The sequence below is a fragment of the Streptomyces sp. NBRC 110035 genome, from assembly GCF_000829695.1.
Lineage (GTDB): Bacteria > Actinomycetota > Actinomycetes > Streptomycetales > Streptomycetaceae > Streptomyces.
In genome coordinates, this window is the sequence record NZ_BBNN01000041.1 from 18,264 (window position 1) to 29,762 (window position 11,499).

At 69.9% G+C, this 11,499-nt stretch carries 13 protein-coding genes; 6 read left to right on the forward strand and 7 right to left on the reverse strand.

What is annotated here, in order from left to right; translation table 11 throughout:
* The first annotated feature begins 18 nt into the window (after positions 1–18).
* Positions 19–1,017 (forward strand): bifunctional lytic transglycosylase/C40 family peptidase, encoded by a 999-nt coding sequence (locus tag TU30_RS27160; protein ID WP_234307997.1) that lies wholly within the window; start codon positions 19–21, stop codon positions 1,015–1,017.
* 212 nt (positions 1,018–1,229) lie between these two features.
* Entirely contained in the window at positions 1,230–1,922 is a 693-nt protein-coding gene (locus TU30_RS27165) for a phosphatase PAP2 family protein (RefSeq protein ID WP_042174777.1), read from the forward strand.
* A 77-nt stretch (positions 1,923–1,999) separates the two neighbouring features.
* Here TU30_RS27165 and TU30_RS36615 read toward each other — a convergent pair whose 3' ends face one another.
* On the reverse strand, positions 2,000–2,161 hold the full coding sequence (locus tag TU30_RS36615; protein WP_176726108.1) for a hypothetical protein: 162 nt from the start codon (positions 2,159–2,161) through the stop codon (positions 2,000–2,002).
* 118 nt (positions 2,162–2,279) lie between these two features.
* On the opposite strand from TU30_RS36615, the gene TU30_RS27170 reads away from it, so the two are divergent.
* Positions 2,280–3,161: a hypothetical protein gene (locus tag TU30_RS27170; RefSeq protein ID WP_042174779.1), complete on the forward strand. Its 882-nt coding sequence runs from the start codon at positions 2,280–2,282 to the stop codon at positions 3,159–3,161.
* Positions 3,162–3,282: 121 nt separating this feature from the next.
* Positions 3,283–3,471, forward strand: coding sequence for a hypothetical protein (locus TU30_RS27175; RefSeq protein WP_176726119.1), 189 nt, complete (start codon positions 3,283–3,285; stop codon positions 3,469–3,471).
* A 3-nt stretch (positions 3,472–3,474) separates the two neighbouring features.
* On the opposite strand, the gene TU30_RS38135 is transcribed toward TU30_RS27175, so the two are convergent.
* On the reverse strand, positions 3,475–3,957 hold the full coding sequence (locus TU30_RS38135) for a metal-sensitive transcriptional regulator (RefSeq protein WP_042174785.1): 483 nt from the start codon (positions 3,955–3,957) through the stop codon (positions 3,475–3,477).
* A gap of 238 nt (positions 3,958–4,195) precedes the next feature.
* On the opposite strand from TU30_RS38135, the gene TU30_RS27185 reads away from it, so the two are divergent.
* Complete coding sequence (locus TU30_RS27185) at positions 4,196–4,816, forward strand: DUF47 domain-containing protein (protein WP_042174787.1); 621 nt, start codon at positions 4,196–4,198, stop codon at positions 4,814–4,816.
* Positions 4,817–4,824: 8 nt separating this feature from the next.
* Positions 4,825–5,823 carry an inorganic phosphate transporter gene (locus TU30_RS27190; RefSeq protein ID WP_042174789.1) on the forward strand — a complete coding sequence of 333 codons (999 nt, stop codon included), beginning with the start codon at positions 4,825–4,827 and terminating at the stop codon, positions 5,821–5,823.
* Positions 5,824–6,397: 574 nt separating this feature from the next.
* On the opposite strand, the gene pstB is transcribed toward TU30_RS27190, so the two are convergent.
* The 5 genes from pstB to TU30_RS27215 all read right to left on the reverse strand — a co-directional run bounded on the left by pstB (position 6,398) and on the right by TU30_RS27215 (position 11,240).
* Positions 6,398–7,174, reverse strand: a complete 777-nt coding sequence (pstB, locus tag TU30_RS27195) for a phosphate ABC transporter ATP-binding protein PstB (RefSeq protein ID WP_042174892.1) — start codon at positions 7,172–7,174, stop codon at positions 6,398–6,400.
* A gap of 43 nt (positions 7,175–7,217) precedes the next feature.
* Complete coding sequence (gene pstA, locus TU30_RS27200; protein WP_042174791.1) at positions 7,218–8,282, reverse strand: phosphate ABC transporter permease PstA; 1,065 nt, start codon at positions 8,280–8,282, stop codon at positions 7,218–7,220.
* Positions 8,279–9,283: a phosphate ABC transporter permease subunit PstC gene (gene pstC / locus TU30_RS27205; protein ID WP_042174793.1), complete on the reverse strand. Its 1,005-nt coding sequence runs from the start codon at positions 9,281–9,283 to the stop codon at positions 8,279–8,281. The genes pstA and pstC overlap by 4 nt, the downstream gene beginning before the upstream one ends.
* Before the next feature lie 106 nt (positions 9,284–9,389).
* Positions 9,390–10,523, reverse strand: a complete 1,134-nt coding sequence (pstS, locus tag TU30_RS27210; protein WP_042174795.1) for a phosphate ABC transporter substrate-binding protein PstS — start codon at positions 10,521–10,523, stop codon at positions 9,390–9,392.
* A gap of 207 nt (positions 10,524–10,730) precedes the next feature.
* Positions 10,731–11,240: an NUDIX hydrolase gene (locus TU30_RS27215; protein WP_078878553.1), complete on the reverse strand. Its 510-nt coding sequence runs from the start codon at positions 11,238–11,240 to the stop codon at positions 10,731–10,733.
* Positions 11,241–11,499 lie beyond the last annotated feature (259 nt).

The window sequence follows — 11,499 nt, forward strand, 5'->3', positions numbered from 1 at the left end:
CTGGACGGCGAGGGGCGGTTGACGGTGCGTAAGGCCTGGATCGCGGTTGGGGTCGCGGGAAGTTCGGCGATCGCCTTCGTCATGCTGCTCGCCGTCGGGGTCCACGTCGTCGCGGGGAACCTCGCGGGCGGGGCCGCCAAGACGCTGGCGAAGGGTGCGGTGCCGGCCGAGTACCAGAAGCTCGTGGCGACCTGGGGCAATCTCTGCCCGGCCATCAACCCGGCGCTGCTCGCCGCCCAGTTGTACCAGGAGAGCGGGTTCAACCCGAAGGCGCAGAGTCACGCGGCGGCGCAGGGCATCGCCCAGTTCATCCCCGGCACCTGGGCCACCCACGGTGTCGACGGGGACGGCGACGGCGACCGGGACGTGTGGGACCCGAACGACGCGATTCCGTCGGCGGCGACGTACGACTGCGCCCTCGCGGGCTATGTGAAGGACGTCCCGGGGAATTTGACCGAAAACATGCTGGCCTCCTACAACGCGGGGGCCTACGCGGTCATCAAGTACAGCGGTGTGCCGCCCTACGAGGAGACGCAGAACTACGTCAAGCGCATCCTCTCCCTGGAGAAGAGCTTCGCCGCGCCGGTCGGCCGGGTCGACCCGTCCGAGCAGGCGGCCGGAGCCATCCACTACGCGCAGGAGAAGCTCGGCACGCTCTATCTCTGGGGCGGTAACGGCACCGCTGACCAGGGGGGACGCTTCGACTGCTCGGGGCTGACGAAGGCCGCGTACGAGAGCGTGGGGATCACGCTCCCGCGAGTGGCGAACGACCAGTACAACGCGGGGCCGCATCCCGCGCGGGAGGAATTGCTCCCCGGAGATCTGGTCTTCTTCTCGGACGACCTCACCAATTCGCGGGCCATCCGGCATGTGGGCATTTATGTCGGCGGCGGATACATGATCAACGCGCCGCGTCCGGGTGCTGTGATCCGGTTCGACCCGATCGACACACCTGACTACTTCGGTGCCACCCGCGTCACCGAGGATGGCGCGAAAGCGCTCCCCACGACGGTCTGAGCGGTCGGTGAACCCACCCCCTGAGCTGCGAAGACGTATCTCTCTTCGATAACGTCTGCGTGCTCATTCAGTGGATGTTGGAACGTACGGGCAAGGGTCGTGCGTTCCTGTTGTCGTAGCCCGAACAGTCAGCGGACCTACACACCACGGGGGTGGCGGAGCGGCGTATCGCCCTGTGCGCCGAGACAAACCGACGAAGGAGCCGCAGCACCATGGCTGGACTCGCCGACTCCGGGTCGAATCCCGACGTCGACCTGCTGTACGACATCAACGGCCTGGCGAAGGCCGCGCCCCCCTGGGTCGACGAAATCATGGGCTTCATGGGTGAGTTCGGCCTGCTGTTCGCTCTGATCGGAATGGTGGTGTGGTGCTGGTGGGGCGTCAGACGGCGGGGCGGCGAGGACGCGGCCCCGACCGTGGCGGCCCTGGTGTGGGCTCCGCTCGCGGCGGGCGTCGCGGTCCTGGTGAACGTGCCGATACGCGGCTTCGTGGAGCGGCGCAGACCGTTCTACGACCATGAGGGGCTCGAAGTCCTGGTCGACGGCAAGACCGACTTCTCGTTCGTCAGCGACCACGCGACGCTCACCATGGCGCTGGCGGTGGGGCTGTTCCTGGCCAACCGGCGGCTCGGGCTCGTCGCCCTGGTGATCGGGGTGTTGGGCGGGTTCATCCGGGTCTACATGGGTGTGCACTACCCGACCGACGTCGTGGGCGGGCTCGCGCTCGGCACGGCCGTCGCCCTGCTGCTGTCGCCGCCCGCGATGGCGCTGCTGACGCCGCTCATGAGGGCGGTCGAGCAGTCGCGGCGGGGAGCGTGGCTGATCACGGGACGGCAGGCCCGGGCGCGGGTGATCCCCGGTGAGGCGCGGTCCTCGCGGACGGGCAGGCGGGACCTGGCGGCGTAGGCCGCGCGGTCCGCACGCAGGCCGCGGACCGCAGGCGGCGGACCGATGGGGTGACCCCCGGGTGGATTCCCGGGAAGTCACCCCATCGCGTGTTTCCGGCCCTCGGCGCGGGCCAGGCTTCTGGCCCTTCGCGCGGGGCCGCGCCAGCCGCAACTGCAGCGGGCGAAGCAGAAAGGTCCCAGCTCGGCGGTGGTGATCCGGTGCTCCTGGGGGTGCTCCGTGTCGTCCTGCTCTTCCACGCCACCACGGTACCGCCCGCGCGTGACCGTGTGACCGGTTCCGTGACGGCGTTCCCTACCGGTCGTTAACCCTGGAAAAGGGATGGCCCGTGTCGGATGGAGCGGGGGTAGGCGGACCATGGCTGGACGGCAACCGCGGCGTACGCGGATCAGTGATGCGGTCGTTGCGCTCGGCGTGGCCGGCGGGCTGGCCCTCGGTGGTGTCTCGGGGTGCGGCCGCAGCGGGGCGGCGACCGGCGGCGGGGACGGCGGCACGGCCGGCGGTGAGGCGGCGGTGGTGCGGGGGGCCGCGGACGCGCTGGTGGACGCGGGCAGCTCCAAGGCGCGTACGTCGATGGAGATGGCCACCGGCGGTACCCGCGTGACCATCCGCGGTGAGGGCGTCTACGACTACCGGAAGCGGATCGGCCGGCTGGAGGTGCTGCTGCCGCAGGACCCGTCCGGGGCGCCGGTGCGTCGGCCCATCACCGAACTGCTCGCGCCGGGCGCGCTGTTCATGAAGAACCGGGGCGCCGGAGTGCCCGCGGACAAGTGGGTGCGGGTGGACACCGGGACCCTGTCCGACGGGAACCTCGTCACCGGCGGTGCCACCGACCCGTTCACCGCCGCCGAGTTGCTGCGCGGGGCGCGGACGGCGACGTACGTGGGGAGGACGGAGCTCGAGGGCGCCGCGGTGCGGCACTACCGGGGCACCGCGGATCTGCACGAGGCCGCGCAGGCCGCCTCGGCGGCGAACAAGGGGCCGCTCGGCGCGGCGGCGACCGGGTTCGCCACCGCCGAGGTCCCCTTCGACGTCTACCTCGACGACCAGGGACGCATCCGCAAGGTCCGCCACCGCTTCAGCTTCGTGAACGACGAGGAGTCCGCCCCGGTCGCGGTTGCCTCCACCACCCTCCTCTACGCCTTCGGCGCCCCCGCCGAGGTACGCCTCCCGGAGGCCGACGACATCTACGCGGGGCGGATCGCCCAGCAGTCGGGCCATGGGCCGGCCGAGGAGTGAGGGGCGCGAGCCGGTGCACGGGCCGGGATTGACCGGCGTGAACTAGCCCTTATGTGCCATGCGCGGGAGTCGGGTGCTGCCTACCCTGGGAAGCCTCTGACCGTATGAACGTATGGATGAGGTGACGTGCGTGGCTCCGCTCGGGGGTGGTTTGGTTCAGGACCATGTGGCCCTCGCCGAGATCGAGCTGTGCGGGGAGCTGATCATCGCCGCCTCCGCCGCCCAGGGGCCACTCAGCCTGGAGAGCATCGACCAGGTGTTGCGTGTGGCCGAGGTGCGTGCGGAGACGGCGGTCGGGGCGCGTCCGTAGGGGTCAGGTGCGGAGCATGCGGGCGATGGCCTGGGTGGCTTCCTTGACCTTGGCGTCGATCTCGTCGCCGCCCTTGAGGGCCGCGTCCGCGACGCAGTGACGCAGGTGCTCCTCCAGCAGTTGCAGGGCGAAGGACTGCAGCGCCTTGGTGGAGGCGGACACCTGGGTGAGTATGTCGATGCAGTAGACGTCCTCGTCGACCATCCGCTGCAGGCCCCGGATCTGGCCCTCGATGCGGCGCAGGCGCTTGAGGTGTTCCTGCTTCTCGTGGTGGTAGCCGTGGATGCCCCGGTCGTGGTCGGTCACGATCCCCGCCGTCCCCGCCGCCCCTGCTGTTCCGGTGGGCGCAGGGGCGGTTGAATCGATCACATGCGGCGCGGTGGGGGCGTCTTTCGTTCCTGTTGCGGCCGTTACCTCCGTCACGTCCGTCCCGTCCGTTGCGTCCGGGGAGGAGGGCGCGTCCGCGCCGGCCTCGGTGGTCGTCATCGCGTCCTCCTGGTGCAATGGCGGGCGACATATACCCCTGGTGGGTATATCGTACCGAACTTTGCTGGGTATGGGCACTGTGGCCGGTACCGCGGGCGCCGGCCGTGGCGCAGCCGTCGGACCGCCCCCGTGCCCGTCCCCCTGCCCGATGGGTGACACTGGTGGGCGGCCCGTAGCCGTGGCTGGATGGTGCACCTAGCATCAGCCACACCGAACCGATGCACCCCGAGGACCCCACGTGCGCTTTCGTCTGACCCCCAGGGAGACGAGCTTCTACGACATGTTCGCCGCATCCGCGGACAACATCGTCACGGGCTCGAGACTCCTCATGGAACTGCTCGGGGCGGACACCTCTGCCCGGGGTGAGATCGCCGAGCGTATGCGGGCCGCGGAACACGCGGGTGACGACGCCACCCATGCGATCTTCCACCAGCTGAACTCCTCGTTCATCACGCCCTTCGACCGCGAGGACATCTACACCCTCGCCTCGTCCCTCGACGACATCATGGACTTCATGGAGGAGGCCGTCGACCTGGTCGTCCTCTACAACGTCGAGGAACTGCCCAAGGGCGTCGACCAGCAGATCGAGGTGCTCGCGCGGGCCGCCGAACTCACGGCCGAGGCCATGCCGAACCTGCGCACCATGGACCACCTCACCGAGTACTGGATCGAGGTCAACCGCCTGGAGAACCAGGCCGACCAGATCCACCGCAAACTGCTGGCCCACCTCTTCAGCGGCAAGTACGACGCCATCGAGGTGCTCAAGCTGAAGCAGATCGTGGACGTCCTCGAGGAGGCGGCCGACGCCTTCGAGCATGTGGCGAACACGGTGGAGACCATCGCCGTCAAGGAGTCCTGAAACCGTCCATGGACACCTTCGCTCTGGTCGTGACCATCGGCGTCGCGCTCTTCTTCACGTACACGAACGGCTTCCACGACTCGGCGAACGCCATCGCCACCTCGGTGTCGACCCGCGCGCTCACCCCACGCGCGGCGCTCGCCATGGCCGCCGTCATGAACCTGGCCGGCGCCTTCCTCGGCTCCGGGGTCGCCAAGACCGTCAGCGAGGGGCTGATCCAGACCCCCGAGGGCTCGAAGGGCATGGGGATCCTGTTCGCGGCGCTGGTCGGCGCGATCACCTGGAACCTCATCACCTGGTACTTCGGCCTGCCGTCCTCCTCCTCGCACGCCCTGTTCGGCGGCATGGTCGGAGCGGCGCTGGCCGGCGGCACGACGGTGTACTGGGGCGGGGTGCTCGAGAAGATCGTCATCCCGATGTTCGTCTCGCCGATCGTGGGCCTGCTCGCGGGCTACCTGGTCATGACCGCGATCATGTGGATCTTCCGGAACTCCAACCCGCACAAGGCCAAGCGGGGCTTCCGTATCGCGCAGACCGTGTCGGCGGCCGGCATGGCGCTCGGCCACGGTCTGCAGGACGCGCAGAAGACGATGGGCATCGTGGTGATGGCCCTGGTCATCGCCGACGTCGAGGAGTACAGCGACCCGATCCCGGTCTGGGTGAAGATCGCCTGTGCGCTGATGCTGTCGGCGGGCACCTACGCCGGCGGCTGGCGGATCATGCGGACGCTCGGGCGGAAGATCATCGAGCTGGACCCGCCGCAGGGCTTCGCGGCCGAGGCCACCGGCGCGACGATCATGTTCGGGTCGGCATACCTGTTCCACGCGCCGATCTCGACGACGCACGTGATCACCTCGGCGATCATGGGCGTCGGCGCGACGAAGCGGGTGAACGCGGTGCGCTGGGGCGTCGCCAAGAACATCATCCTGGGCTGGTTCATCACGATGCCCGCGGCGGCCCTGGTGGCGGCGGTCTCGTACGGGCTCGTGTACCTGGCGTTCCTGTAGCCGGTGCCGGTGCCGGCGGCTGACACGTGACCCCCGGCGTGTACCGCCCGAAATTGGGCGTACGGCGCGTGCCGCGCGGTACGTGCCGCCCGGGACCTGGCGTGTGATACCTGGCGCCCGGCGCTTGATCCCCGGCGCTTGATCCCCGGCGCCCGGCGCCCGGCGCCCGGAATCCGGCGCATGGCACGTGGCCGTCCGACTCCCTGCATCCGACGGCCCGGCTTTTGACGGCCCTGGGTCCGGCGTCCGACGGCCCGGGGGCCGACGCCCTGTGTCCGGCGTCCGGCAGCTGGTGGCCCGTGCGTCCGGCGTCCGCCGCCCGGTGTTCAGAACCTCTGCCGCGTGCCGCGTGCCGCGTGCCGCGTGCCGCGTGCCGCGTGCCGCGTGCCGCGTGCCGCGTGCCGCGTGCCGCGTGCCGCGTGCCGCGTGGTGTCTCCGGCGTCCCGCACCTGGTGGCATCAGGCAGCGCCCGGCACGGCAGGGGCAGACGAAGAGGCCCGCCCCCGGGTAGTGGGGGCGGGCCCTTCCGCGTCCTCGCGGTGGCACCGCCATGCAGCACCGCGAGGGGTTCGGGTCAGCCGAAGCGGCCGGAGATGTAGTCCTCGGTGGCCTGGACCGACGGGTTGGAGAAGATGCGCTCCGTGTCGTCGATCTCGATCAGCCTGCCCGGCTGGCCGACGGCCGCCAGGTTGAAGAACGCCGTGCGGTCCGAGACGCGCGCGGCCTGCTGCATGTTGTGCGTCACGATGACGATCGTGAACTGCTCCTTGAGCTCACCGATCAGGTCCTCGATGGCGAGGGTGGAGATCGGGTCCAGGGCGGAGCAGGGCTCGTCCATCAGGAGCACCTTCGGCTCGACCGCGATCGCGCGGGCGATGCACAGCCGCTGCTGCTGACCGCCGGAGAGGCCCGATCCGGGCTTGTTCAGACGGTCCTTGACCTCGTTCCAGAGGTTGGCGCCCCGGAGGGACTTCTCGACGACGCCGTCCAGCTCGGACTTCTTGTACTTGCCGTTCAGGCGCAGCCCGGCCGCCACGTTGTCGTAGACCGACATGGTGGGGAACGGGTTGGGGCGCTGGAAGACCATGCCGACCTCGCGCCGCACGGCGACCGGGTCGATGCCGGGGCCGTAGAGGTTCTCGTCGTCGAGCATGACCTTGCCCTCGACCCTGCCGCCGGGCGTGACCTCGTGCATGCGGTTGAGCGTGCGCAGGAAGGTCGACTTGCCGCAGCCGGACGGGCCGATGAAGGCCGTCACGGAGCGGGGCTCGACGGTCATCGAGATGTCCTCGATGGCGAGGAAGGAACTGTAGTAGGCGTTGAGGCCGCTGATGTCGATGCGCTTGGCCATGTGGATCACTGCTTCTTTCGGGTCCGAGTCGCCGAGGGCCGCGTCAGCGACCGGTCTGCGGGGCCTTCCAGCGGGCGATGCCGCGGGCCACCAGGTTGAGGATCATGATGAACGCGATGAGCGTCAGGGCTGCCGCCCAGGCACGGTCGTAGGCCGCGCCGGAGCCGCCGCTGTTGGCGTACTGCAGGTAGATGTACATCGGCAGTGACGCCTGCGGGTCGGAGAAGGGGTTGGCGTTGATCACGCTCGTACCCCAGACCAGCAGCAGCACGGGGGCGGTCTCACCGGTGATGCGGGCGACGGCCAGCATGACACCGGTGGTGATGCCACCGATGGACGTGGGCAGGACGACCTTCAGGATGGTGCGCCACTTCGGGATACCGAGCGCGAGGGACGCCTCGCGCAGCTCGTTCGGGACGAGCTTGAGCATCTCCTCCGTGGAGCGGACGACCACCGGGATCATCAGGATGCACAGGGCGAGCGACCCGGCGAAGCCGGAGTAGCCCATGCCCAGGATCACGATCCACAGGCTGAGGATGAACAGACCGGCGACGATGGACGGGATGCCCGTCATGACGTCGACGAAGAAGGTGACGGCCTTGGCGAGCTTGCCCCGGCCGTACTCGACCAGGTAGATCGCGGTCAGCACACCGACCGGGACCGAGATCAGCGCAGCGATGCCGACCTGCTCCAGGGTGCCGAGCATGGCGTGGTAGATGCCGCCGCCCGGTTCGCTGTCGGCGACGACGCCCATGGAGTGGGTGAGGAAGTAGCCGTCGAGGACCTTCACACCGCGCTTGAGGGTCTCCCAGATGAGGGAGGCCAGCGGGATGACGGCGATCAGGAAGGCGACCCAGACCAGGCTGGTCGCGGTGCGGTCCTTGGCCTGGCGCCGGCCCTCGACCGTGGCCGAGACGGCGTAGGAGCCGAGGACGAAGAGGACCGCGGCGATCAGCGCCCACTGGACGCTGCTGTCCAGGCCGGCCACGGTGCTGATGCCGAGGCCCAGGGCGACGGAGCCCGCGGCGACGGCCCAGGCGAACCACCGGGGGAGCCGGGCGCCGTGCAGGGAGTGCGCGGACTTGGGGGTGATCGTTGAGTGGCTCATGCGTTGGCCCCCGAGTACTCCTTGCGACGGGCGATGATCAGGCGGGCGCCGCCGTTGACCAGCAGGGTGATCACGAAGAGCACCAGACCGGACGCGATCAGCGCGTCCCGGCCCATCACGGTGGCCTCGTTGAACTTGCTGGCGATGTTCTGCGCGAACGTGCCGCCGCCCGGGTCGAGCAGGCTGGCGGTGATGTCGAAGGACGGCGAGAGCACCATGGCCACGGCCATCGTCTCGCCGAGCGCGCGGCCGAGGCCCAGCATCGAGGCGGAGATCACGCCGGAGCGGCCGAAGGGGATCACCGACATGCGGATGACCTCCCAGCGGGTGGCGCCCAGGGCGAGCGCCGCCTCCTGGTGCATCAGCGGCGCCTGCCGGAAGACCTCACGGCTGACGCTGGTGATGATCGGAAGGATCATCAGGGCGAGCAGGACGCCGACGGTGAACAGCGAGCGCGCGGCGCCGCCGTTCCACTCGAAGATCCCGGTCCAGCCGAGGTAGTCGTCCAGCCAGCCGTAGAGGCCGTCCATGTGCGGCACCAGGACGAGGGCGCCCCACAGGCCGTAGACGATGGAGGGCACGGCGGCGAGCAGGTCGATCACGTACGCGATGGTGCCGCCGAACCTGCGCGGGGCGTAGTGCGTGATGAACAGCGCGATGCCCACCGAGACCGGGACCGCGATGACCATGGCGATGATCGACGACACGACGGTGCCGTAGGCCAGGACCGCGATGCCGAACTCCGGCGGGCTGCCGCTGGGGTTCCAGTCGAACGAGGTGAAGAAGTTGGCCTCGTTCTCACTCAGCGCGAGAACGGTGCGGTAGGTGAGGAAGGCCGCGATCGCGGCCATGATCACCAGAACGAGGATGCCGGACCCCCGGGAGAGCCCGAGGAAGACCCGGTCGCCGGGACGGGTGGCGCCGCGTGCGGCACGCTTCTGTTCCGTCGTGGCCGGCGGGGGAACGGGGGGTGGAGCGGTCTGCTGTGTCGATATGTCCATCAGGGTCTCCGGTCTGCGGGGCCTCCCGCTGTTCGGGGGCTCCTGGCGGCGGTGCACCGGACGGTGCGGTCCGGCCCCGGGTGCCGGGGCCGGACCGCACTCGGGGTCAGCTCAGGCTCGTGATGGTCTCGCGAACCTTGGTGATGATGTCCTCGGGCATCGGGGCGTAGCCGGCGTCCGCCAGCAGGCCCTGACCGTCCTCGGAGGCCATGTAGTTCAGGAAGGACTTCGTGGCGGGCAGGGTCTCCGCCTTGTTGCCCTTGTCGCAGGCGATCTCGTACGTCACCAGGACGAGCGGGTAGGCACCCTCGGCGTCCGGGGTGTAGTCCAGCTCCAGCGCGAGGTCCTTGCCGGTGCCGACGACCTTGGCGGCGCCGATGGCGGCCGTGGCGTTCTCGATCGTGGCCTTGACCGGCTCGGCGGCCTCGGTCTTCACGTCGACGGTCGTGATGCCGTCCTTGGCGTAGGAGAGCTCGAAGTACGAGATCGCACCCGAGGTCTGCTTCACCTGCTGCGCCACACCGGAGGAGCCCTGGGCGGACTGGCCGCCCTTGGCCTCCCACGACTTGCCGGGCTCGTAGGGCCAGGCGTCGGGCGCGGCGGCCTTCAGGTACTTGGTGAAGTTGTCCGTGGTGCCGGACTCGTCCGAGCGGTGGAAGGCCTGGATCTTCAGGTCGGGAAGCTTCGCGTCGGGGTTCAGCTTCGCGATCTTCTCGTCGTTCCAGTTGGTGATCTTGCTGTCGAAGATCTCCGAGAGGGTCGCGGCGTCCAGGACGAGCGTGTCGACACCCGGGACGTTGAAGCCGACGGCGATCGGACCGCCGACCATCGGCAGGTCGATGGCCTGGCCGTCGGTGCAGACCTTCTTGGAGTCCTCGATCTCCTCCGGCTTGAGGGCCGAGTCGGAACCGGCGAACGCGGTCTGACCCTGGAGGAACGCGGTGATACCGGCGCCGGAACCGTCGGGGCGGTAGTTGATCTGCGCGTCCTTGCAGGCGGCCGCGTAGTTCTTGACCCAGGCGTCGATCGCGTTCTTCTGCGCGGACGAGCCGGAGGCCTGGAGCTGGCCGGAGGCGTCGGTGCAGTCGATGTTGCCGGCCTGCGCCGTGGCCGAGCTGTCGCCGGCGCCGCTGCTGCCGCCGCTGGTGTCGTCCGAGCCGCACGCCGTGAGGGCCAGGGCGCCGGAGACGGCGAGAGCACCGAGAGCGAGGGCCCGCCGGTTCTTGCGCTGAAGCTTCACTTGAGTTCCTTCCAGGAGCCGCCGTCCTGAATTCCGGCGGCGTGCGGAGTCTTAAGTCGGAGTCCGGGGGGTGCGAGTGCCCGTTCGGCAGGCGGTTCGCATCCCGTAAGGCCGAAATTAGGCAGAAGAGGTGAAGCACCCCATCGTCGTAAATGAACGGGATGTGAACCCCTATGGACGGTACGGTGAGGTCACGGAACGCTTACGTCAAGGACACGGGCGGATACCGGGCGGGAACGGGGCAGTGGGCACGTTCCTACGGGGTGCGCGCGGGTCCGCCGCCGTCATCGTGGCAGCCGTGGCCGCCGCTGTCGCCGTCGCGCGGAAGGTGGTGAGCAGGGCGTCCACCAGGTCCGCGTCCCTCGGCTCGGTGAGCCGGCGGCGGGCCATGTGCGGGGGGAGCCACAGGAGCCGGTCCACCTCGTCGTTGGGCGTGAACGTGCCGGAGACCGCCTCGGCGGCCCAGTAGCGGACGCGCTTGGGGCGGCCGTTCGCCAGATAGTACGCCGACGGGAGTTCGGCCGCCGCCACGGCCGAGTGGCCCGTCTCCTCGGCGACCTCGCGCAGCGCACCGGCGAGCGCGTCCTCGCCGCGCTTCAGCTTCCCCTTGGGCCAGGACCAGTCGTCGTACTTGGGACGGTGGACGAGACACAGTTCGAGCGTGCGCGTGACCGGGGAACGGCGCCACAGGACACATCCGGCCGCCTGGACGGTCAGGCGGCCGGGCCGGCCGGCCCGGCCGGGTGCGCGGGGGTCGCCGGACGTGCGGTCGCGGGTGCGGCCGGAGTCGTGGTCGAGCGGGGTCGAGCCCACCGGGGCCTCCCTGGGTCCTGTCGTCGCATACCTATCGTCCGCCCGCGGGGCGCGCCTTGCGGGGCCATGGGGCCCCCTGCCCATGGGGTCCCCCCGCTCGGGGGAAGCGGAGAGCCCAGGGAGCGAGCACGGTGCCGGGGGCGCGGCGGGGGGGGGGGGGGGG

What these genes read in the sequence shown, in the direction of transcription:
- pstA (WP_042174791.1), bottom strand. Translation starts at nt 8,282, where the DNA reads ATGAGCCACTCAACGATCACCCCCAAGTCCGCGCACTCCCTGCACGGC.
- TU30_RS27190 (WP_042174789.1), top strand. Translation starts at nt 4,825, where the DNA reads ATGGACACCTTCGCTCTGGTCGTGACCATCGGCGTCGCGCTCTTCTTC.
- pstC (WP_042174793.1), bottom strand. Translation starts at nt 9,283, where the DNA reads ATGGACATATCGACACAGCAGACCGCTCCACCCCCCGTTCCCCCGCCG.
- pstB (WP_042174892.1), bottom strand. Translation starts at nt 7,174, where the DNA reads ATGGCCAAGCGCATCGACATCAGCGGCCTCAACGCCTACTACAGTTCC.
- TU30_RS27165 (WP_042174777.1), top strand. Translation starts at nt 1,230, where the DNA reads ATGGCTGGACTCGCCGACTCCGGGTCGAATCCCGACGTCGACCTGCTG.
- TU30_RS27170 (WP_042174779.1), top strand. Translation starts at nt 2,280, where the DNA reads ATGGCTGGACGGCAACCGCGGCGTACGCGGATCAGTGATGCGGTCGTT.
- TU30_RS38135 (WP_042174785.1), bottom strand. Translation starts at nt 3,957, where the DNA reads ATGACGACCACCGAGGCCGGCGCGGACGCGCCCTCCTCCCCGGACGCA.